The organism is Streptomyces sp. NPDC058650, assembly GCF_042717315.1.
Lineage (GTDB): Bacteria > Actinomycetota > Actinomycetes > Streptomycetales > Streptomycetaceae > Streptomyces.
Genome location: NZ_JBHXRL010000005.1, coordinates 344,015 through 365,755, shown reverse-complemented (window position 1 = coordinate 365,755; position 21,741 = coordinate 344,015). Strand labels below are relative to the sequence as shown.

The following is a 21,741-nucleotide window of genomic DNA, read 5'->3' as shown; positions in this document are numbered from 1 at the left end:
GTAACACTGCCACGCCCCTCCTCATTCCGAGACACCCGGTCCGATCCGCGAGACGATTTCGTCCCAGTAGCCGGGCAGCGAGTGGAATGGCGTGCTTTGTCCCCGACCTCCCGCCCGGTCGGTGAAGAAGATCGTCCCGGCCCCCTGCCAGCGGGCGACCCGCAGCGCCTCGTCGAGGTGCGTGCGCGGGACCCCGTGCACGAGGTGGACGAACTTCGCCTCCGCGTAGTCGGCGGTCCACTCCGCCACCTGTGACCAGCGGTAGTCCGTCCAGGCGCCGGAGAAGGTGACCAGCTGGTCGGCGGTCTCCGCGTACCCCGGGTGGGGGTGGGTGCCGTGCCCGAGGACGAGGTGCGCCTCGCCGCCGAGGACGGCCTCCAGGGTGGCCGTGAGCCGCCGCGTCCCGGACAGGTCGGCCCGGTCCGAGGGGGCGCGATCCAGGTAGAAGCCGTCCGCCTTGTACCAGTCGAGGAAGCGGTGGGCGTCCGAGACCAGCTCCCCGAAGGGCCGGGAACCGTAGGCGAGGTCCAGGTGCCCGAGGACCCGGACCCCGGCGTTACGGAGCTTCCCGGCGGCCTCCAGGCAGTGCGGGTCGGGACGGCTCCCCGGGCCGTCCGCGACGTTGAGCACGGCCCAGTGCAGCGGGGTCCCGGGGCGGGTCAGCTCGGCCCACTCGACGGGGGCGAGCAGCGGGTGGGCGTAGCCGGGGACGCCCACCCCCAGCGCCGTGGCGGTGGGCGTCGTCAGATGCGGCACGCCGCCTCCATCCAGATGTCGGCGAGCGACTCCTCCAGGTTGATCCGGGGCCGCCAGCCGAGCCGGTCGCGGGCGGTGCGGACGTCGGCCTGCTGCCAGGGGCCGCAGCCGTCGGGGTACGGGTAGGGGGCGGCGGCGAGCTGGTCGGCGATGGTCCCCTCGGTGCGGGGTGCGCCGATCATCGGGCGCTGCGGCATGCCGTGCGGGGCGTCCAGCTCGTGGAGGTTGCCGGTGTAGCCGGCGACCCGGGCGAGCACGGCGGCGGCGTCGCGGAGCCGGACCGCGCGGCCGGTGCCGATGTTGACGACGCCCTGGGCGGCGGAGAGCGAGGCCGCGTGGACGGCCCTGGCCACGTCCCGTACGTCGACGAAGTCCCGCTGCACGCCGAGTCCGCTGAGCTTGAGCTCGCCGTCCCCGGCCTGCATCGCGCGGCGCATCGCCTCGGCGAGGCGGCCGAGCGGGGAGCCGGCGGGGGTGCCGGGTCCGACGGGCGAGAACACCCGCAGGACGACGGCGTCGAGGCCGGAGCCGAGGACGAGTTCGGTCGCGGCCAGCTTGGACACCCCGTACGGGCCGCCGGGGCGGGGCACGGCGTCCTCGGCCGTGGAGGCGCCGGGCTGGCTCGGCCCGTACTCCGAGGCGCAGCCGACCTGTACGAGCCGGGCGCCACAGCCGCTGCGGCGCAGGGCCTCGCAGACGGTGGCGACGGCGATGGTGTTGTGCCGGATCAGCTCGCGGGCGCCGCCGCGGGTGGCGCCCGCGCAGTTGACGACGACCCCGGGGTGGACGGCGTCGAGGAAGCGGGTCAGCGCGCCCGGGCTGCCGGAGGCGAGGTCGAAACGCACGTCGGCGTCGTCGCCGCGGCCGAGGGCGGTGAGGTGGACGGCCGGGTCGGCGAGCAGCCGGTCGGCGACGAAGCGGCCGATGAAGCCATTGGCTCCGAGCAGTAGCACCCTCATCGCGCGGCCCCTTCGTGCCGACCGGCCGGTGCTTGGGGTTGAGGGGTCATGGTCTTCGGTCTCCTTGCGGGGTGATGAGAGAGGTGACGGGGCACGCCCGCGGCGTCGGCTCCGCGGGTGCGAGAAGGTGTCTCGGCGGGAGGTCGGCGGGGTGGTGGTTGCGGTGGTCGCCAGGCCTTCGCTCGGGTTCTCACGGGGTGGCTGTATGGGCGGAGGCCCGGGCGAGGGCGCCGGTCGCGTGGGCCAGCAGGCCGAGCGCGGCGGTGCCGCAGACGAGGGTGGGTACGGCCCCGGGTCCCGCGGCGTCGGTTAGGGCGCGCACGGGGGCGGCGAGCGCGTCGAAGCCGGGGACGGGGATACGGGCGGCGAGGACGCTCGCGAGGGCGAGGGCCTCGGCGGCGCAGGCGGCGGCGAGCGCGGCGGAGGCCGTCTCGGGGAAGCCGTGGACGGTGAGGAGCCGGGCGAGCAGCAGGAGCGCGCCGAGGGTGAAGGCCCCCGGGCTGAATCCGGTGAGCGCCAGGAGGGCGGTGAGCGCGAGGAGCTGGAGCGTCACGGTGCCGAGGAGCAGCGGTCGGGCTCCGGCGGCGAAGTCCGCGAGTCCCCGGCTGTCGGCGATCCGCCGGCGGGCCCGGCTCGCGAAGACGTGGGCGCCCCAGGCGGCGGGGGCGACGGCGAGGGCGAGGGCCAGGAGGGGGCCGGGGGCGAGGTCCCAGGGCCCGTCGGGGCCGCCCGTCAGCACCTGCGCCAGGAGCCCGTCGCCGGCGAGCGCGTACGCGAGGAGCCAGACGGTCCAGAGGCGGGCGGCGGGCACGGTCCGGCCGCCGGGGGCGCGGAGCGGTCCGCGCCGGACGGCGAGGAGGAGCGCGCCGGTGAGCGCGACGGCTCCGGCGGCGCCGACGGCGAGGCGGACGGACCCCTGGGTGAGGGCGAGCCCGAGCCCGGCGAGCGCGGCGGCGGCGCCGGGCGCGAGGGCGGCGAGCACCCAGTCGGCGCGGGCCCGCTCGACCGACGCCGGGGCCGGGGGCGTGCCGGTGCCGCGCGGCACGCGCACGTACAGCTCCTCGGCGAGCGCGAAGACGTCCCGGTGCCGGAAGCGGGCGGCGGTCCGGTCGGTGAACCCCTGCGCTTCGAGCCCGGCGGCGATCTCCAGCGGGTCGACGGCCCGCTCGCACAGCTCCCGGTGCCGGTGCATGAGCACCTTGACGGGATCGGCGTTGCCGCGCCGCGGCCGGGGAGCCGAGACCGAGGCGCCAGGCGCGGGCGCACCCGCCCCCTCGACCGCCCCGGGACCGACGGCGCCGGCCCGGTCGGCGGTGGTGGCGGTGGTGGCGGTGGTGGTGGCGGCGAGAGCGTCCACCGGGGCAGGCCCTTCCGGCAGGGCGGGCGGGTCCGCCGAGGCGAGCGGGTCCGCCGGGGCGAGCGGATCTGCCGAGGCTAGCCCTGCCACCGAGGCGAGCCCCGCCACCGGCGCGAGCGCGTCCACCGAGTCGAGCCCCGCCACCGGCGCGAGCGGGTCCACCGAGGCGAGCCCCGCCACCGGGGCGAGTGTGCCCGCCGGGGCGGGCGCCTCCGCCGGAGTCGCGGGCGTGTCCGCCAGGGATGACTCCTCGGCCGGGGACAGCTCCCCCACCAGGGTCGGCGAGGCGAGCGCCTCCGGTTCGTCTGGCGAGGTGGGTGCCTTCGTCGCGGCCATCCAGGCGAGACCGCGCTCCGGGGCGTCGAAGGGGTCGGCGCCTGCGGGAGCCGGTGCGGCGGACGGGGCTATCCCGGACGGCGCGGTGTCCACGGCCTCCGGCCCGTCCGGCCCGTCCGGCGCCTCCGGCGGGAGGTCCCTCGCCTCGGTGCCGTCCGCGGTCAGGGCCGGGGTGCCGAGGAGTGCTTCGGAGCGGGCGTCCCAGGCTCCGGGGCTCGTGGGGGCGGCGGGGCCGCGCATGGGGGTGCCTCCTTCAGGCATCGGGGGCTCCTGTGCCCGCGGTCACGGCCTGGTGCGTCCAGCTGCCGGGCACGTGGGCCTCGGCCGGGTGGGCGAAGGGCACGCCGTCCCCGGAGCGGTGGCGCACCGGCGCGTGGGAGAGAAGCTCCAGGTAGATGCCGCGGAACGCGGCGAGGTTCTGTTCGACGGTGAAGAGTTCGAGCGCGCGGGCGCGGGCCGCGGCGCCCAGCCGGTAGCGGCGCTCGGGCTCCCGGAGCAGCGCGAGGCACGCGTCGGCGAGCGCGCGCGGGTTGCGCGGCGGGACGACGAGGCCGGTGCCGCCGATGACCTCGACGACCGCGCCGACGTCGGTCGAGACGGTGGCGCGGGCGCAGAACATCGCCTCGACGAGGCTGGTCGGGAAGCCCTCGACGACGCTGGAGAGGACGACGACCGCGGCGGAGGCGTACGTCTCCTCCAGGGTGGGTGCCTCGGGTCCGCCGAGCTCCTCGAAGGTGACGGGGTTCTCGCCGACGGCGTGCGCCCCCGGGGCCTCGTCGGGGAAGAGCTGCGCCGCGAACCCCTTGCAGTGCGTGAGGTACGCGTCGGCGGCGGGCTCGCCGGTCGGCACGGCGACGATCCGCAGCCGGACGTCGGGCTGCCGGGCCCGGATCTCGGCGAAGGCGTGCAGCAGGGCGACGAGGTCCTTGGCGGGTTCGACGCGGCCGACCCAGACGAGGGTGGTCGGGTCGCCGCTCTCCTCGTCCTCGCCGACCTCGGCGAAGCGGTCGGAGGCCAGGCCGGGATGGACGGTGCGGATCCGGGCGCGGTCGGCGCCGCACCTCTCCTGCCAGCGGCGGGCGTGGGCGTTGCCGGGGGTGAGGAGCGCGGCCTGACCGTAGGTCTCGGCGGCGAGCCGGCCGTGGAGGGCGGCGAGGAGGCCGCGCAGGGGGGCGGAGCGGTCGGCGACGGCCGGCGAGAGGTAGTGGGCGCGGAGCTGGACGCCGTATTCGGTGACGAGGAGCGGCGTCCCGAAGAAGCGTTTGGCCAGGAGTCCGGGGAGCGCGGTCGTGCCGCCGGCGGTGGCGTGGCAGACGTCGACGGCGCCGAGCGCGTCCTCCTCGTACCAGTCGAGGGAGAGCGGGCGCAGGGCGCGCTCCAGGTGGTCGACGAAGGCGAGGTGGTCGGGGAGGTCGGCCGCCGCCGCGGTCCGGCGTGCGCCGGGGGCGCGGCAGGCGGCTTCGAGGGCGCGGACGGCGTCGTCGGAGCGGAGCGCGCCGGGCAGTCCGCCGCGCTCGCGGGCGAGGTCGGCGAGGGCGTGGAGCCCGGTGGCGAAGGAGGTCTCGTCGTGTTCGGCGCAGAGGCCGGTGGCGAGGGCGTGGAAGCCCTCGGTGAAACGGCGGCGCTCGCGCCGTCCGTAGGCGCGGCGGGAGGCGCGGTCGTCTCCGAAGGCGGCCCGCTCGACGCGGCTCCCCGGGGTGGTGTCGATGTCAGGGCCGCTCACGTCGCCCGTGCGGACGGTCCGGGCGTTCGGGGGGAGCGGGGCCGTGGTGCCGGTGGGGCCGAGGGCGTAGACGTCGAACTGGTGCTGCCCGAGCCCCTGTACGAGCCGTTCGCACCAGAGTCCGGCCTCACCGGTGACGTACGGGTAGCCACCCTCCGTGAGCAGTCCGATCCGCACGAGTGCACCCCCGATCTCCCTTGACGTCGGCCACCGTTGGTCCGGCGACTCGCAGCGGGAAGAACGTAAGCGGAGATACCGGTGGCGCGATGGACGGTTGTCCGTCGCACCACCGGAAGGGGTGAATGCACGTAACTTTCCCACCCCGGTCGCGTTCGGTCGCGATACGCGGCGGATCGGTTACGGAACGTCAGGCCGGGGCCAGTTCCCGGCGCCGCCCCCGACGCTCGGCCGCGAGGACCGGATCGAGGGACGGAACGGCGGCGAGCAGCCGGCGCGTGTACGGATCCTGGGGTGCGCCGTACACCTCCTCGACCGTGCCCTGCTCGACGATCCGCCCCGCGCGCATGACGGCGACACGGTCGCTGACCTGCCGGACGACGGCGAGGTCGTGGGCGATGAAGACGAGCCCGAGGCCGAGTTCGGCCTGGAGCTCGGCGAGCAGCGCGGTCACCTGGGCCTGGGTGGTGACGTCGAGCGCGGAGACCGGTTCGTCGCAGACGACGACCCGGGGCTCGGCGGCGAGCGCGCGGGCGATGCCGACGCGCTGGCGCTGGCCGCCGCTGAACTCGTGCGGGTAGGCCGCGTGCCGGTCGGGTTCGAGCCCGACCCGGTCGAGCAGCTCCCGTACCCGGGAGCGGATCCGGGTCTCGTCGCGCTCCCCCGCCGCGCGCAGCGGGTCGGCGATCGACTCGCCCACGGAGCGGCGCGGGTTGAGGGAGGCGACGGGGTCCTGGAAGACCATCTGGAGTTCGCGGCGGTAGGGGCGCAGCTCCCGGTCCGACAGGGCGCCGATGTCCGTACCCCCGAAACGGAGCCGGCCCCCTGTCGGATCGAGGAGCCGCACCAGCATCCGGCCGAGCGTGGTCTTGCCGCTGCCGGACTCCCCGACGACGCCCAGGGTTTCACCGGCGTGGACGGTGAGGGAGACACCGTCGACGGCGGTCACCGCGCTCTTGCCGCGCCCGAACTCCCGCCGCAGGTCGAGCGCTTCGAGGAGCGGCTCGCGGGCGGGCGCGGGGGCGACGGGCCGCACCGGCCCGTCGAGCCGGGGCACGGCGCTGAGCAGCCTGCGCGTGTACGGCTCCGAGGGGGCGCCCAGCACCCCGGCGACGGGCCCGCGTTCGATCTCGCGGCCGCCGCGCATGACGAGCACGTCGTCGACGCTCTCGGCGGCCACGCCCACGTCGTGGGTGACGAGGAGCAGCGCGGTGCCCGTCTCGCGCCGGAGCTCGTGCAGCAGGTCGAGGATCTGGGCCTGCACGGTGACGTCGAGGGCGGTGGTCGGTTCGTCGGCGACGATGATCCGGGGTGCGCAGGCGAGGGCCATCGCGAGGAGGGCACGCTGGCGCATGCCCCCGCTGAACTCGTGCGGGCGGGAGCGGGAGCGGCGGGCGGCATCGGGGATGCCCACCCGGTCGAGGACCTCCACGGCGCGGGCCCGGGCGCCCCGGCGGGAGCCTCCGGCGTGGATCCGGTGGACCTCGGCGATCTGGTCGCCGACGGCGTAGTAGGGGTCGAGGGCGGACAGCGGGTCCTGGAAGACCATCGCGGCGACCCCGCCGCGCAGTCTCCGCAGCTCCCGCGGGCCGGCGGCGCCGACGTCGATGCCGCCGACCCGTACGGAGCCGGTGACCCGCGCGCCCGTCCCCCGGTGGAGGCCGAGGAGGGCGCCGGCGACGGTGGACTTGCCGCTGCCGGACTCGCCGACGAGGGCCAGGGCGCGGCCTTCGCCGAGGGTGAAGGAGAGGCCGTCCACGGCCCGTACCGGATCGCCGTCGCGGTCGAACTCGACGGTGAGGTCCCGGACTTCCACCAGAGGCCCTTCGCTGTGCGGGGTCACGTCAGGACCACCCTTCGGTCGGCGGCGGCGTACAGCAGGTCGGCGACGACGCCGGCGAGGACGACGGCCACGCCCATCACCATGACCACGCCCACCACCACCGGCAGGTCGATCTCGCGCACGCCGTCGATGAGGGTCTTGCCGAGTCCGGGGATGCCGAAGAGGGACTCGGTCAGCACGGCTCCGCCGAACATCGAGCCGAGGTCGACGGCGCTGATCGCGATGACGGGCGGGACGGCGCCGCGCAGGGCGTGGCGGGTGACGACGGACCGCTCCCCCACGCCGTAGGCGCGGAAGGTGCGGATGTGGTCCTCCGCGAGCGTCTCCAGGGTCGAACTCCTGGTGAGGCGCGCGTATTTGGCGGATTCGAAGAAGCCGAGGGTCAGCCAGGGCAGCAGCATGTTCCAGGCCCACTGCTCGGGGTCCTCGCCGAGCGGGACGTAGCTCGGGAAGGGCAGCCACTGGAGGTGGGCGCAGACGACCATGAGGAGCAGCAGCCCGAGGATGAAGACGGGCGTGCCGGTCCCGGCGAGGGTGAGGACGGTGAGGATCCGCTCGGTCGGGCCGCCCCGGCGCAGCGCCGAGAGCAGTCCGGTGCCGACGCCGACGACGAGCCAGACGACGAGCGCGCCGAGGGCGAGCGAGGCGGTGGCGGGGAGCCTCTCCAGGACGAGTCGGGTGACCTCCGTGTCGCTCTGGTACGAGAGCCCGAGGCAGGGCGCGCCGCAGTGCACGACGGAGGTCCCGGTGGAGTAGTCACGGCCGGCGAAGACGCCCTGGAGGAAGTGCAGGTACTGCGCGAACACGCTCTCGTTCAGTCCGAGTTGCTCGCGCACCTGGGCCACCTGCTGCGGGTTGCAGCGCTCTCCGCAGGCGAGCCGGGCGGGGTCGCCCGGTGCCAGGTAGAAGAGGGCGTACACGAGGACCGAGAGCGCCAGGAGGACGAGCGCGGCACCCGCGAGCCGTTTGAGGACGTAGCGGGTCATCGGGAGTTCTCCTTACGGGTGCCCACGCGCAGCCGGCTCGCCTCGCGCGGGTCGAGGGCCGTGCGGACCGCGTCGCCGAGGACGGTGAAGGCGAGGACGGTGACGAAGAGCAGTCCGGCGGGCAGCAGGACGTACGCGGGGTCGGCGCGGAACCAGGTCTGCGCGGTCGACAGCATCTGTCCCCAGGACGGGGTGGGCGGGGTGACGCCCACGCCGAGGAAGGAGAGGGAGGCCTCCACGACCATGTTGGTGGGGACGAGGATCGCCGCGTAGGTGATGACGGGCGCGGCGAGCGCGGGCAGCAGTTCGCGGCGGGCGGTCCGCCACCGTCCCGAGCCCGCGAGGCGGGAGGCGGCGACGAAGTCGAGGCTCTTGAGGGTGAGCGTCTGGGCGCGCACGATCCGGGAGGTGCCCGCCCAGCCGAGCAGGCCGATGACGAGGATCAGCAGCAGTGGGCGGGGGAAGTCCCGGGGGACGACGGCGGTCAGCGCGATGGCGAGGACCAGCATGGGCAGGGCGACGAGCACGTCGGTGATCCGGCCGAGGAGGCCGTCGACCCAGCGGCTGCCGAGCCCGGCGGCGAGGCCGATGACGACACCGAGGGCGACCTGGACGGCGGTGGCGCCGACGGCGACGAGGAGCGAGATCCGGGCTCCGTACAGGAGGCGGACGAGGAGGTCGCGGCCGGTGCCGGGTTCGACGCCGAGCCAGTGGTCGGCGCTCGCTCCGCCGAAGGAGCCGTACGGGACACCGCCGCGGGCCGAGTCGACGAGGTCGTCGTGGTACGCGTACGGGTCCTGGCCCTCCAGCGCGGCGAGCAGCGGCGCGGCGAGGGCGAGGAGGACGAGCAGGAGGAGGACTCCGGCGGAGGCGAGGGCGGCCGGGCGGGTGCGGATCCGCCGCCAGGCCTGCCGGGCGGCGCCCGGGGCGGGGGTGCCCGCCACGGGCGCCGTCGGATCGGCGAGCGGGGTGCCGGTCGGTGCGGTCACTTGACCGCGACCTGCGAGATGTCGAGGACGCCGGTCCAGTCGCTGATGACGACGTTCTTGATGTCCTTGCCGACGAGACGCTTGTAGACCGGGTGGAAGAGGGGCACGTCGAGCGCCTGCTCGCCGATCTTCTTGTCGAGGGCGCCCCAGCGGGCGGCGGCGGCCTGGAGGTCGGTCAGCTTGTTGATCTCGTCGATCTCCTTGTTCACCGCCGGGTCGTTCAGCTGGGCGTGGTTGTAGTTGGAGCCGTCGGCGACGATCTGGCGGCCGTCGAAGATCGGCGCGAGGAACGGGCCGCCGGCCGGCCAGTCGGCACCCCAGCGGGAGAGGAAGAGGCCGGGCGCGTCCTTGACGCTCCAGCGCTTCTCGTTGAAGGAGTTGGGCTCCTGGCCGTCGAGCTTCACCGTGATGCCGGCCTTGCCGAGGGCCTCCTGCACGGCGGTGGCGATCTCGGGGCTGGTGGCGCGGTTCTGGGCGGTGGAGTGCAGGAGGGTGACGGTGAGCCCGTTCGGGAACCCGGCCTCCTCGAGGAGCGCCCTGGCCTTCTCCGGGTTGCCCGTCTTCCCGGCCGGGAAGTGGTCGTACGGCGTGAAGCCGAAGGACTTCTGCTCCGGCAGGAAGGTGGTGGCGGGCTCGGCGAGGGCGGAGCCGCCGGCGGCGTTGACGACGCTGGTGCGGTTGACCGCGTACGAGACGGCCTGGCGCACCTTCGGGTTGTCGAAGGGCTTCACCTTGGGGTTGAAGGCGAGGTAGTTGGTGAAGCCGAAGCGCCCGGTGCCGACGCGGGCGGCGAGCGCCTTGTCGGAGCCGATCTGGGCGAGTTCGGCCGGGCCGAGGTTGGTGTCGGTGGTGACGGCGGCGGCGGCGGCCCCGGAGGAGGTGGCGAGGCGCTGGTTGATGACGGCCTCGTCGAGCCCGGAGCGGACGTCGACGCGGTCCGGGTAGGCCTTGCGCTCCTCGTCGGTCTTCGGGTCCCAGTGCTCGTTGCGCTCCAGGACGAGGCGCTCGCCGTCGTTCTCGTTCTTGACGACCTTGTACGGGCCGGAGGAGACGGGGTGCTCCTCGTACGTCGCGCCGGTGTCCTTGGCCTGGGGGACGGGGGCGAACTGGGTCTGCGTGGCGACGAAGGGGAACTCGCCCTCGGGCTTCCTCAGCTTGAAGACGATGGTCCGGGCGTCGGGCGTGACGACGGACGCGAGCCCCTTCCCCTGCTTTCCCTGGGACGCAGCCTTGTAGGGGCCCTCGTACGTGTCACCGCCGACGAGCCAGTCACGCAGGTAGGGGGCGCCTCCGGAGAGTTCGGCGGCGAAGGAGCGCTCGATGCCGTACTTGACGTCGGCGCTGGTGATGGGCGTGCCGTCCTCGAACTTCAGCCCTTCCTTGAGGGTGTAGGTCCACTCCGTGGCGTCCTTGTTGGGGCGGCCGAGGTCGGTGGCGAGGTCGGGGACGACCTTGCTGCCCGCCGCGCCCGCCTCGCGGTTGCGGGTGGTGAGCGTACGGAAGACGAGGGAGGGGACGTTGCCGCCGCCGGAGGTGTAGAGGCGGGCGGGGTCGAAGTCGGTCTGGGCCTCGCTGTTGAGGACGGTGAGCGTGCCGCCCTTCTGCGGGGTGCCCGCCGCCGCCTTGCCGGCAGCGCCTCCCTTGGCGCCGGTGTCCTCGGGTCCCGCGCAGGCGGCGGCGCCCGAGGCCAGGACGAGACTGACGGCGGCCGCTGCCACGCGGCGCGAAATGACGGACGATTGACGCATCGGAGAAGACCTCTCGGAGAACTGCGGGCGGGGAAAGGGGAATTCCGCGCAGGCAGCGGCGAGCGGTCGGTTCTCCGGGAAGAATGCGGAGAGCCGGAACGGCACATACGAAAAGCCGCGCCTGCGGGAGGAAAGCACCCGGGCGCGGAAAGGCGTCGGCGGTACGGAAAGGAGAAAGTGGCCGACGGGCGCTCGGGCTGGAGGTACCACCCGGGCCTCTGGACCCAGGGGGAGCGTCAGCTACAGAGAATGTCGGCCACGGCGTGCCGGGTCACGCCGATGAGCGCCAGCTCAATGGCGGCGCGATCGAAGGCGACGTGACGGTGCGACATGCCGAGAAATATGAACGAACGCACGAGCGATGTCAACGCGCATTCAGGGATTCCCGAGACGCACGTCTCACCATGTGATCATGGTGAGATCGGACGGAACATCAACTTCCGGGATACACCCAGGGGTTGGGGCGGCAGGCGATTCCGTCGACCCGCAGCGACTTCGTCTGCTGCTGCATCACGGGCGCGAGCGCGCCGGGCGTGCTGCAGCTCACATGGCCGTACCCGAGCCGGTGCCCGACCTCGTGATTGATGAGCATCTGGCGATACGCGTGCATGGCCTTGGGCCCGAAGGTCGCCGAGCCCTGCGCCCAGCGGAACGCGTTGATCATCACGCGCTCGGTGCTGGCGGAATCGCAGGACACGTTGTCGACCGTCGTGTCGAGTCCGGACTTGTCGCACCACTCCCCGGTGGTGCCGGGGCTCGCGAGCGTGATGACGAACTCGGGCTCTCCGGTGGAGATCCGCTCGAAGGTCATCGCCCCCTGGCCGGCCCAGCTGCGTTCGTCGTTGAGTGTCCTGTGCACCGCCGAGGCGAAGAGCCCGGGGTCGAGTCCGATCCCCTTCTCGACGTCGATCCGGTAGCGGACGAGCCGCCCCTTGCCCGGCGCCTTCTGGAAGCCGGCCACGGCCTCGAACTCCCCTGAGCCGTCCAGCTTCGGATCGATCGGGAACTGGCGGGTCATCAGCTGCTCGTACGTCGGCACCGGGGCCGCCGCGGAGGGGGCGGGCTTGGCGGTCGCCGGACGCGTCGGGGTGATCCGGTCGTCGGAACGGGAGGCGGAGGTGTCGCCCGAGGCGCGCTCGCCCGGCCCGTCGGCGGCGTGTGCGGTGCTCGGCGCGGCCCCCCGGTCGGTGACCTGTCCGGCGACGACGATGGCGAGGACGGTGGTGACGGCGGCGGCAGCGATGCCGGTCAGGGTGCGGCCCCTGAAGGTCCGGCCGGGCGGCCCGTCGGCCGAGGGCTCGGCTTCGGCCTCCGCTCCGGTCAGGGTCTCGCGCCGGGGCCCGGGGATGAACGGCCCCTGGGAATCGGCCTGTTCGGAAGGGGGTGCGTCCTGCTCGGACCCGGGGGCCCGGTGCGAGCCGCGCCGGCGGCCGGACCCCTCGGGCCTCGGTCCGGTGCCCTCGTCGTGCTGGGGATGCCCGCCCCGTACGGAAGTGGTCCCGTAGGCGGGGATGCCGTACGCGGGCGTGCCCGGGGTCCCGTGCGCCGGGGTGTCGGAGGCCCCGCCGCCGTACCCCTGCACGCCGCGACCCTGCCCGCCGTACTCCTGCCCGCCGCGACCCTGCCCGCCGTACGTCTGCGGCCCGTTTGCCTTCGGCCCGTACGGAGACGGCCCGTACTGCGGCGCTCCGTACCGAGGGGTCCCGTGCGCGGGCGTACCGGCGGCGTCCTGGCCGTCACCCGGCGCCCTGCGGCGGCGTCCCGTCCCCGCGGCCTGCCCGGGTGCTCCCCCGGTCTCCGCGGTCGCGGCCGCCCGGGGCTGACCGGCCGCGCCCTGCGCCGCCGCCCCCGTCGTCCCCTGCGTCCGTCCGGCCGCCGCGCGCTGCTCGGTGCCGGGCACCGAGGGCACGGAGCCCTTGCGACTATGTCGTCCCACGCCCCGGCTCAGCTCCCGCCGTCTTCGGCGATCAGTTCCCGCGCGGCCTGGGCGACCGTCTCGGGATACTCCATCATCGCCACGTGCCCCGCCTCCGGCAGGGTCAGCAGGCGCGAGCCACGGAAGGCGGCGGCCGCCTTCCGGGCCATCCGGTACGCGACGAGCTGATCGCGCCCGCCGTAGACGAGCAGCGTCGGGGCGAGCACGCGCTCGGCCTGCCGCCACAGCCCGTGCTGCCCGCCGAGCGTGTACGCGTCGACGATGCCGCGCGAGGAGCGGGCCATGGCGTCCCAGAAGTACGGGAGCTCCAGGCGCCGCTCCATCTCCTCGACGGCGTGCCGGAGACCCTCGTCGGAGACCCGGCCGGGGTCTCCGTAACAGAGCGAAAGGACTCCGCGGACCCGCTGCTCGGGCGTCCAGTCCCGGGAGAGCTTCGCGAAGAGCGAGGCGACGCCGGGCACCGCGAGCATCACGGTGGGCCAGGCGGTGCGCTGGGCGCGCAGCTCGGGCAGGGCCGGGGCGATCAGGGTGAGGGTGCGGACCAGGTCGGGCCGCACGGCGGCGACGCGGGTGGCGACGGCGCCGCCCAGCGAGTTGCCGAAGAGATGGACCGGTCCGCGCCCGCCGGCGTCCAGGAGCCGGATGACGGCCCGGGCGTGCCCGGTGACCGAGTAGTTGCCGTCGTCGGGCGGCGGGGAGTCCCCGAAGCCGGGCAGGTCGACTGCCTCGCCGTCGACCTGGTCCGCGAGCAGCGGCATGAGCGCCGACCAGTTCAGCGAGGAACCGCCCAGACCGTGGACGTACAGCGCGGGCGGCAGACCGGCACGGGTGCCGGGGCGGGCGCGCACGGTGAGGGTGAGTCCGGGCAGGGCGACGGAGCGGAGCTCCTCGCCGTCGGCGACCCGTACGGCACGGATCCGCGACGCCTGCGGTGCGGCGGCGGTCCGGGTTTCCGGCAGCTCGGTCGAGGACATGGCCGCAATATTACGAGACGATCACGCGGGGGCGCGTGTGGGTGCCGTCACAAGTGCGTGTGCGGCAGGGCGCGTGTGCTCCTAGGCTCGAAGGGAGGGCCATCGGAGAGGACCGCGGACCCCGCGCGCCGGAAGGAACCTCATGACTGTCGATCCGACCGAGCCGGACACATTCGCCGAGGAAGAGGCCGCTGTGCTCGACCAGGAAATCCCCGAGGCCGACGCGGCCGAACAGCACACCGAAGTGCAGCAACGCGAGGACGAACACCCCACACATATCGAGCACGAGTCGGCGAACGAGGCCGACGCGACCGATCAGACGCGCGTCGTCACCCTCGACGAGGACGACTACCGCTGATTTGTTCGGTTTAATCTTGAATCGACTGTCGACCAGGGCGTCCGGTCCGTGAAATTCTGCGTTCGCACCGCGCACAGCCGGGTTACCCAAAAGTACGATGGCCGCGCGGCGCGACAGCGCGCATGGATCGAATCTTGGGAGGCCGCGTGAGCGCCATCGAGCAGACAGAGGCCGCACGCCCTCGGGGCACGCGCCTGCCGCGGCGTGCCCGACGGAACCAGCTGCTCGGCGCGGCCCAGGAGGTCTTCGTCGCCCAGGGGTACCACTCGGCAGCGATGGACGACATCGCGGAGCGGGCGGGCGTCAGCAAGCCGGTGCTCTACCAGCACTTCCCCGGAAAGCTGGAGCTCTACCTGGCCCTGCTCGACCAGCACTGCGAGTCCCTCCTGCAGTCGGTGCGCACGGCCCTGGCCTCCACCACGGACAACAAGCTCCGCGTCGCGGCGACGATGGACGCCTACTTCGCGTACGTCGAGGACGAGGGCGGCGCCTTCCGGCTGGTCTTCGAGTCCGACCTGACCAACGAGCCGGCCGTGCGCGAGCGCGTGGACCGGGTCAGCCTCCAGTGCGCCGAGGCGATCTCCGACGTCATCGCCGAGGACACCGGGCTCTCGAAGGACGAGTCGATGCTGCTCGCCGTGGGACTCGGCGGCGTCTCCCAGGTCGTCGCCCGCTACTGGCTGTCCAGCGAGTCGGTGATCCCCCGCGAGAAGGCGGTGGGGCTGCTGACCTCGCTCGCCTGGCGCGGTATCGCGGGCTTCCCGCTGCACCCCGTCGACGGCCAGCTGAGCGCCGAGGGCCACTGACCCGCCTCCGGCGGCATTCCCGCGGGCTGTTCGCTCCTGGCGTGCCGCCGCTGAGCCGTGCGCGTCCCCTCACCGGGCTAATGTGTGCAGCGTACGGCGCGGAAGTCGCGCAACGCTGACCGTTCGGAGGGACATAGCCGTGGAGGTCAAGATCGGCGTGCAGCACGCACCCCGGGAGATCGTTCTGGAGAGCGGGCAGTCCGCCGAGGAGGTGGAGCGCGCGGTGGCCGACGCACTGGCCGGCAAGGCGCAGCTGCTCAGCCTCTCGGACGAGAAGGGCCGCAAGGTCCTCATCCCGGCCGAGAAGATCGCGTACGTGGAGCTCGGCGAGCCCGCCGTGCGTCGGGTGGGCTTCGGCGCCCTCTGAGTCCCGGATCTACGGGAAAGGCCCGGCGGACCGTCATGGTCCGCCGGGCCTTTTCGTCTGTCCGTCCTCGGTGCGTGCCCGTGCGTCCGAGGTCCGTTCCCGGTCCGTTCCCGGTCCGTCCTCAGCCCGTCCTCTGGCCGAACGGCCACGTCAGGGCGTACGGGGAGGATTGCCGTCGAGGCGCCGGGGGTAGGAGGGCTACGACCGCACCACCCGCCCCGCAGCACCCGCGAGGTGATCCGCCGTGTTCCTGGAAGCCCTCGGTTCCGCCCTGCTCGGCTTCGCCCTGGCCTGGGCCGCCGTGCAATGGCTGGCCGACCGCCTCCCCTCCCGGGGGACCGTCCTCATGACCGGCGCGGTGGGCGGCGTCTTCGGCGCGCTCGTCACCCACGGGGCGCTGGGCCCCGGCCACTTCCTCGCCACCCTCATCGGTGCGGTGGCGGTCGCGGCGGTGCTGCTCTCGCTGCTGATCCGCCCGGCCTCGCGCCGGCTGCGACGATCAGCGGCGGCGTGAACAGCGCCACTCGCCGACGTACGAGTCGTACGAGTCGTACGAGCCGTACTAGCCGTACTAGCCGTACGACAGGACTTACGCGGCCAGGCCGAGCGCGGCCATGCGCTTCGTGTGGGCCTCGGTGATCCGGGAGAACATCCGGCCGACCTCGGCGAGGTCGAAGCCGTCCGCGACACCGCCGACCAGCATCGTCGACAGCGCGTCGCGCTCGGCGACCACGCGCTGCGCCTGCGAGAGCGCCTCGCCCATCAGACGGCGCGCCCAGAGCGCGAGCCGACCGCCGACGCGGGGGTCGGCGTCGATCGCCGCGCGGACCTTCTCCACGGCGAAGTTGCCGTGGCCGGTGTCGTCGAGCACCGACAGGACGAGACCACGCGTGTCGGAGTCGAGCCGGGCCGCGACCTCCCGGTAGAAGTCGCTGGCGATCGAGTCGCCGACGTACGCCTTGACGAGACCCTCCAGCCAGTCCGACGGCGCGGTCTGGCGGTGGAAGTCGTCGAGCGCCTTGGCGAAGGGCTCCATCGCGGCGGTCGGCTCGGCGTCCACGGCCGCGAGCCGGTCCCGCAGCTGCTCGAAGTGGTGGAACTCGGCCGAGGCCATCTTCGCCAGCTCCGCCTTGTCCGCGAGGGTCGGCGCCAGCTTGGCGTCCTCGGCGAGCCGCTCGAAGGCCGCCAGCTCTCCGTAGGCCAGCGCGCCGAGGAGGTCGATGACGGCGGCGCGGTACTGGGGCTCGGCGGATGCCGTGGCCCAGTCCTCGGCGGCGATCCCGGTCGGTGTGGCGTTGTCAGGCGTCTCCATGGAGCGCAGAATAGCCCGCTCCCGCCGCCGGGAAGGCCCTGGTCAGTCAGTGTGACCGTGCCCTCATCACGTTTTCTCCCAACACATATGCGCGATTCCGGGGTACAGTGGTAATGCGCCTGCTGAGTATGCGGACATGCTTTCGCACGTTCGGACGTATCCGGTGGGCCGACTCATGAATGAGGATGCCCGGTCGGTGGCCCGATCGGCTCCGGCCCGACAGCCCTTCCGGCGGACCCGCGGAAGGGTCACCTCAGCGGTACGACGCTCGAGCGACGGCAGTGGTCCCGCGCCACCTGACCGACTGTGATCTTCCCGATCCGGCAGGCAGTGTCCCGGCACGGTACGACCCCCATCGTTCGCCTCGCACCGCGTCCACAGAAGAGGCAGCACCCTGACTACGACTTTCCGAGAGCTCGGAATCCTTCCCGAGACGGCCGAGGCCCTTGAGGCCGTCGGCATCGTCACCCCCTTTCCCATCCAGGAGATGACCCTTCCGGTCGCCCTCACCGGCACCGACGTCATCGGCCAGGCCAAGACCGGCACGGGCAAGACCCTCGGTTTCGGCCTTCCGATCCTGGACCGCGTGACCGTTCCCGCGGACGTCGAGGCCGGCCGGGCGAAGCCCGAGCAGCTGACCGACGCCCCGCAGGCGCTGGTCGTCGTCCCCACCCGCGAGCTGTGCCAGCAGGTCACCAACGACCTCCTGACCGCCGGCAAGGTGCGTAACGTCCGCGTGCTCGCCATCTACGGCGGCCGCGCGTACGAGCCCCAGGTCGAGGCGCTCAAGAAGGGCGTCGACGTCATCGTCGGCACCCCCGGCCGTCTGCTCGACCTGGCCGGCCAGCGCAAGCTCGACCTCTCGCACGTCAAGGTCCTCGTCCTGGACGAGGCCGACGAGATGCTCGACCTGGGCTTCCTGCCGGACGTCGAGAAGATCATGAACATGCTTCCGGCCAAGCGCCAGACCATGCTGTTCTCGGCGACCATGCCGGGCGCGGTCATCAACCTGGCCCGCCGCTACATGTCGCAGCCCACCCACATCCGGGCCACCTCGCCCGACGGTGAGGGCGTGACCGTCGCCAACATCAAGCAGCACGTCTACCGCGCGCACAACATGGACAAGCCGGAGATGGTCTCCCGCATCCTCCAGGCCAACGGCCGCGGGCTCGCGATGATCTTCTGCCGTACGAAGCGCACGGCGGCCGACATCGCCGAGCAGCTGGAGCGGCGCGGCTTCGCGTCCGGCGCGGTCCACGGCGACCTCGGCCAGGGCGCCCGCGAGCAGGCGCTGCGCGCCTTCCGTAACGGCAAGGTCGACGTCCTCGTCTGCACCGACGTCGCCGCGCGCGGCATCGACGTCGAGGGTGTCACCCACGTCATCAACTACCAGTCGCCGGAGGACGAGAAGACGTTCCTCCACCGCGTGGGCCGCACCGGCCGCGCGGGGGCGAAGGGCACGGCGGTGACGCTGGTCGACTGGGACGACATCCCGCGCTGGCAGCTCATCAACAAGGCGCTGGAGCTGGACTTCCACGACCCGGCCGAGACGTACTCGTCGTCCCCGCACCTCTACGAGGAGCTGGACATCCCGGCGGGCACCAAGGGCGTCCTGCCCCGCACCGAGCGGACCCGTGCGGGTCTGGGCGCGGAGGAGCTGGAGGACCTGGGCGAGCCCGGCGGACGCCGTGGACGCGGCCCGAAGGCCGAGAAGGCCGACAAGGTCGAGAAGGCCGAGGAGTTCCCGGCCCGTACGCGGACCCCGCGTCAGCGCCGGCGTACCCGTGGCGGCGGCGACCTCGGTGACGCCCCGGCGTCGACGGCTCCGGCCACCACCGCTCCGGCTGCTTCGGCCGCTCCGGTGACCGAGGACGCCCCGGCCGAGTCCGGCCCGCGTACCCCGCGTCGCCGTCGCCGTACCCGTCCGGGCGGCCCCGGCACCGCGCAGGTCGCCCAGACCGCTCCGGTCGCCCAGCCGGTCCAGGCCGCTCCGGTGGCTCAGGCCGCCCCGGTCGTGGAGGCCGCTCCGGCCCCCGTCGTCGAGGAGCCGAAGGCCCCCCGTCGCCGTGCCCGCGCCGCCCGCCCGGAGGCCGTGACGGCCGCGCCCGTCGCCCAGGCCCCCGTGGCCCAGGAGGCCGCCCCGGCGCCGCGTCGCCGCCGTCCCCGCGTCCTGCGGCCGGTCGAGGACACCGTTTCCTTCCAGACGGTCGAGACCGCCGCGGCCGCCCTGCGGAACGCTCCGGTCGCCGAGGCGCCCGCCGCCCCGGTCGTCGAGGCCCCCGTGGAGGCCCCGGCGGAGCCGAAGAAGGCCCCGCGCCGCCGCTCGGCCAGGAAGGCCGTCGCGGAGCCGGTCGTCGAGACCGTCGCCGCTCCGGTCGTCGAGACCGTCGCGGTCGTCGAGGTCACGGCCGAGGTTCCCGCCCCGCGCCGTCGCCGTGCGGTCCGCGAGGCCACCGGTTCCCCGGTGACCGCCGAAGCGCCGGTGGCCGAGGCCCCCGTCGCCGAACCGGTCGTCGAGCCGGTCGTCGAGGAAGCCCCCAAGGCTCCCCGCGCCCGCCGCACCGCCCGCAGGCCCGCCGGATCCCCGGTCACCACCGAAGCACCGGTGACCGAGGCCCCCGTCGCCGAACCGGTCGCCACGCCGGTCGTCGAGCAGGTCACCGCGCCGGTCGCCGCGCCCGTCGTCGAGGAAGCCCCCAAGGCTGCCAAGGCTCCCCGCGCCCGCCGCACGACCAAGAAGGCCGCGGCCGCCGAGGTCGTCGTCGAGGCCGTCGAGGCCCCGGTGGCGGAGGAGGCCCCGAAGGCTCCGCGTCGCCGCGCCACGAAGAAGGCGGTCGCCGCCGAGGCGCCCGACGCCTCGGAGCCGAAGACGCCGACACGTCGTCGTACGACGAAGAAGGCCGCGACCGCCGAGGCCCCGGCAGTCGAGGCCGCGGTCGCCGAGGAGGCCCCGAAGGCTCCCCGTCGCCGCACCACGAAGAAGGCGGCGGCGGCTCAGCCCGAGAGCTGATCCCCGCCCCCGTCACGGCCGTGCGGCCCGGTCCCTCCTCAGGGGCCGGGCCGCACGGCCGTTGTGGCAGGCGCCCCCGAGCCCTGCCCTGTTCGCGCCGTTACAGTCCAGATATGAGCAAGCCCCGTTCCCTCGCACTCCCGCCCCGCACCCGCGCCCGCCGACTGGCGACCGCACGGGGCGACTTCGCCGTCCTCGACGCGATACCCGGGGGCGCACGGCGCGGGACGGTGCTGCTGCTCCCCGGGTACACCGGCAGCAAAGAGGACTTCCTGGCGCTGCTCGGGCCGCTGAGCGAGGCCGGGTACCGGGCGGTGGCGGTGGACGGGCGCGGCCAGCACGAGACCCCGGGCCCCCGTGGCCGGGCCGCCTACCGGCGCAGGCCGCTCGCCCTCGACGCGGTCGCGCAGGCCGCCGCCCTCGGCGACGGGCCCGTCCATCTGCTCGGCCACTCCTTCGGCGGCCTCGTGGCCCGCGCCGCCGCCTCCCTCGCGCCCGGCGCGTTCCGCTCGCTCACCCTGCTCTCCTCGGGACCCGGCCGCGTCGCGCGACCGCAGCGGATCCGGATCCGCGTCCTGCGGGGCGCGCTGGCGCTGCTGCCGAAGGAGCGGGTCTGGCAGGCGATGTGCTGGCTGGACGGCCGGGGCGAGGAGCCGGACACGGGCGACGCTCCGGAACTCACGGGCTTCCTGCGACGGCGCTGGATGCGGACCCGGATCGCCCAGCTCGCGGGCGCCGGGCGACTGCTCCTGACCGATCCGGACGGTACGGCGGAGCTGCTGGAGCTGCGGATGCCGCTGCACATCGCGTACGGGGTGGACGAGATGGTCTGGCCCCCGGAGGAGCTGGCCGCGGCGGCGGCCCGTACCGGCGCGCACCACACGGTGGTCGAGGGCGCGGGCCACTCCCCCAACGTGTCGCACCCGCGCGAGCTGACGGACCGGCTCACCGGCTTCTGGGAGCGGGCCGACGCCCGCGCGGAAGCCGGTGCGGCAGCCCCGTAAGCCCCTCGGTACCGCGTCAGTACTGCGTCTTGAGGTGCTGCCAGAAGCCGTCCCGCAGGGCGCGCCGCAGGGAGGCGTGCCCGCGCAGGGAGCGGCTGAGCAGGCGCTCCGCCTCGACGAGCAGGTCCTGGTCGACGGGGCCCGGGAGGTAGGGGGCGCCGGGCAGCAGCTCGCCGAGCCGGTCCCGGCCGCGCTCGGCGAGCCAGGTCGCGGCGATCTGGGCCCCGACGAAGCGGACCTCCTCGCGGGAGGGCGGCGGCTCGCCCTCGTTCTCGTACGTCGTGACGGGGCGGCGGGTGACGTACGGGCGGCAGAAGTCGAGCTCGAAGGTGCGCTGGCTGTCGACCTCCCAGAGGAGCGCCTCGGCCTGGTTGCGGCCCTCGGCGGCCTCGATGCCCCAGAGGTGGACGCGGGCCCCGTAGCCCTGGGCGGCCTCGACGGCCGAGACGAGGTCCTCGTCGCCGCCGACGAGGGCGGCGTCGCTGATGGCGCGGTGGCGGGCGAGGGACTCCAGATCGGTGCGGATCAGGGAGTCGACGCCCTTCTGCTGGTTGTTGGCGTTGAGGTTGCCGAGGCGGACCTTGACGTCGGGCAGCTCGGCGATGGCCTGTTGTTCGGGGGTGTGGATCCGGCGCCGGGCGCCGTCGTACCAGTAGACGCGGAGCAGTCTGCTGTCCGCGAAGATCGTGCGGGCCTTGTCGATGAAGGCCTCGATCAGGCCCTCGGCGTCGAGGTCGAAGGAGCGCCGGTCCTCGGTGCCCGTCACCAGCAACCCGGCCGCAGCATGGACGTAACCTGCGTCGACGAAGATGGCGTGGGTGGAAGGGGTTTTGGCTACCTCGGCCAGCATCCGCTGGAGGAGCTCGTTGGTGCGCTCCACGCGGGCGTCGAGCGCGCTCAGGCGGGCGTCGATCGGCTGCGCGTCGGTGGGGGCGTCGGCGGGTGCGTCGGTGGTCTCTGCGTCGTTCATACGGGGCTCATTCTCCGCCGCCTGCGGCGCTGCCGCCACACCCCCCTACCCGCTAGTAGTTAGACATCCGAAAATTTTCCTTAGCGTAAGGAATGTTTGCAGGGTGCACTTCGTTGGACACATACGTAAC

General features: G+C 74.0%; 19 protein-coding genes. 6 read left to right on the top strand and 13 right to left on the bottom strand.

The window, feature by feature from the left end; translation table 11 throughout:
- Nucleotides 1-21 precede the first annotated feature (21 nt).
- The 11 genes from ACFWWU_RS11925 to ACFWWU_RS11875 all read right to left on the bottom strand — a co-directional run bounded on the left by ACFWWU_RS11925 (nucleotide 22) and on the right by ACFWWU_RS11875 (nucleotide 13,784).
- On the bottom strand, nucleotides 22-756 hold the full coding sequence (locus ACFWWU_RS11925; protein WP_384142731.1) for a spherulation-specific family 4 protein: 735 nt from the start codon (nucleotides 754-756) through the stop codon (nucleotides 22-24).
- Nucleotides 744-1,715: an NAD-dependent epimerase/dehydratase family protein gene (locus ACFWWU_RS11920; RefSeq protein ID WP_384142728.1), complete on the bottom strand. Its 972-nt coding sequence runs from the start codon at nucleotides 1,713-1,715 to the stop codon at nucleotides 744-746. The genes ACFWWU_RS11925 and ACFWWU_RS11920 overlap by 13 nt, the downstream gene beginning before the upstream one ends.
- Before the next feature lie 190 nt (nucleotides 1,716-1,905).
- Complete coding sequence (locus ACFWWU_RS11915; RefSeq protein WP_384142725.1) at nucleotides 1,906-3,648, bottom strand: hypothetical protein; 1,743 nt, start codon at nucleotides 3,646-3,648, stop codon at nucleotides 1,906-1,908.
- 13 nt (nucleotides 3,649-3,661) lie between these two features.
- The gene (locus ACFWWU_RS11910; RefSeq protein WP_384142722.1) at nucleotides 3,662-5,308 is read right to left on the bottom strand and encodes a glycosyltransferase; all 1,647 of its coding nucleotides are present in this window, start codon (nucleotides 5,306-5,308) and stop codon (nucleotides 3,662-3,664) included.
- A 190-nt stretch (nucleotides 5,309-5,498) separates the two neighbouring features.
- On the bottom strand, nucleotides 5,499-7,151 hold the full coding sequence (locus tag ACFWWU_RS11905) for a dipeptide ABC transporter ATP-binding protein (protein WP_384142719.1): 1,653 nt from the start codon (nucleotides 7,149-7,151) through the stop codon (nucleotides 5,499-5,501).
- Nucleotides 7,148-8,137, bottom strand: coding sequence for an ABC transporter permease (locus tag ACFWWU_RS11900; RefSeq protein WP_384142716.1), 990 nt, complete (start codon nucleotides 8,135-8,137; stop codon nucleotides 7,148-7,150). Before ACFWWU_RS11900 ends, ACFWWU_RS11905 begins: the two co-directional genes overlap by 4 nt.
- Complete coding sequence (locus tag ACFWWU_RS11895; RefSeq protein ID WP_384142713.1) at nucleotides 8,134-9,126, bottom strand: ABC transporter permease; 993 nt, start codon at nucleotides 9,124-9,126, stop codon at nucleotides 8,134-8,136. The genes ACFWWU_RS11900 and ACFWWU_RS11895 overlap by 4 nt, the downstream gene beginning before the upstream one ends.
- Entirely contained in the window at nucleotides 9,123-10,874 is a 1,752-nt protein-coding gene (locus ACFWWU_RS11890) for an ABC transporter substrate-binding protein (protein ID WP_384142710.1), read from the bottom strand. The genes ACFWWU_RS11895 and ACFWWU_RS11890 overlap by 4 nt, the downstream gene beginning before the upstream one ends.
- 236 nt (nucleotides 10,875-11,110) lie before the next feature.
- Entirely contained in the window at nucleotides 11,111-11,206 is a 96-nt protein-coding gene (locus ACFWWU_RS11885; RefSeq protein WP_317598890.1) for an Ms4533A family Cys-rich leader peptide, read from the bottom strand.
- 101 nt (nucleotides 11,207-11,307) lie between these two features.
- Nucleotides 11,308-12,810 (bottom strand): DUF3152 domain-containing protein, encoded by a 1,503-nt coding sequence (locus ACFWWU_RS11880; RefSeq protein WP_384142706.1) that lies wholly within the window; start codon nucleotides 12,808-12,810, stop codon nucleotides 11,308-11,310.
- Nucleotides 12,811-12,818: 8 nt separating this feature from the next.
- Nucleotides 12,819-13,784 carry an alpha/beta fold hydrolase gene (locus tag ACFWWU_RS11875; protein WP_384142703.1) on the bottom strand — a complete coding sequence of 322 codons (966 nt, stop codon included), beginning with the start codon at nucleotides 13,782-13,784 and terminating at the stop codon, nucleotides 12,819-12,821.
- A 142-nt stretch (nucleotides 13,785-13,926) separates the two neighbouring features.
- On the opposite strand from ACFWWU_RS11875, the gene ACFWWU_RS11870 reads away from it, so the two are divergent.
- From ACFWWU_RS11870 to ACFWWU_RS11855, 4 genes are all read left to right on the top strand, one after another.
- A complete protein-coding gene (locus tag ACFWWU_RS11870; RefSeq protein ID WP_384142700.1) occupies nucleotides 13,927-14,142 on the top strand; it encodes a hypothetical protein in 216 nt (71 codons plus the stop codon).
- A 146-nt stretch (nucleotides 14,143-14,288) separates the two neighbouring features.
- Complete coding sequence (locus ACFWWU_RS11865; RefSeq protein ID WP_329621297.1) at nucleotides 14,289-14,948, top strand: TetR/AcrR family transcriptional regulator; 660 nt, start codon at nucleotides 14,289-14,291, stop codon at nucleotides 14,946-14,948.
- A gap of 139 nt (nucleotides 14,949-15,087) precedes the next feature.
- A complete protein-coding gene (locus tag ACFWWU_RS11860) occupies nucleotides 15,088-15,315 on the top strand; it encodes a DUF3107 domain-containing protein (RefSeq protein ID WP_015036001.1) in 228 nt (75 codons plus the stop codon).
- Nucleotides 15,316-15,559: 244 nt separating this feature from the next.
- Nucleotides 15,560-15,829, top strand: coding sequence for a hypothetical protein (locus ACFWWU_RS11855; RefSeq protein ID WP_317598880.1), 270 nt, complete (start codon nucleotides 15,560-15,562; stop codon nucleotides 15,827-15,829).
- Between the two features lie 75 nt (nucleotides 15,830-15,904).
- Here ACFWWU_RS11855 and ACFWWU_RS11850 read toward each other — a convergent pair whose 3' ends face one another.
- A complete protein-coding gene (locus ACFWWU_RS11850) occupies nucleotides 15,905-16,627 on the bottom strand; it encodes a ferritin-like fold-containing protein (protein WP_317598878.1) in 723 nt (240 codons plus the stop codon).
- Nucleotides 16,628-17,114: 487 nt separating this feature from the next.
- On the opposite strand from ACFWWU_RS11850, the gene ACFWWU_RS11845 reads away from it, so the two are divergent.
- A complete protein-coding gene (locus ACFWWU_RS11845) occupies nucleotides 17,115-19,637 on the top strand; it encodes a DEAD/DEAH box helicase (RefSeq protein WP_384142695.1) in 2,523 nt (840 codons plus the stop codon).
- Nucleotides 19,638-19,750: 113 nt separating this feature from the next.
- A complete protein-coding gene (locus ACFWWU_RS11840) occupies nucleotides 19,751-20,641 on the top strand; it encodes an alpha/beta fold hydrolase (protein ID WP_384142692.1) in 891 nt (296 codons plus the stop codon).
- A 16-nt stretch (nucleotides 20,642-20,657) separates the two neighbouring features.
- On the opposite strand, the gene ACFWWU_RS11835 is transcribed toward ACFWWU_RS11840, so the two are convergent.
- Entirely contained in the window at nucleotides 20,658-21,611 is a 954-nt protein-coding gene (locus tag ACFWWU_RS11835; protein WP_384142689.1) for an NYN domain-containing protein, read from the bottom strand.
- Nucleotides 21,612-21,741 lie beyond the last annotated feature (130 nt).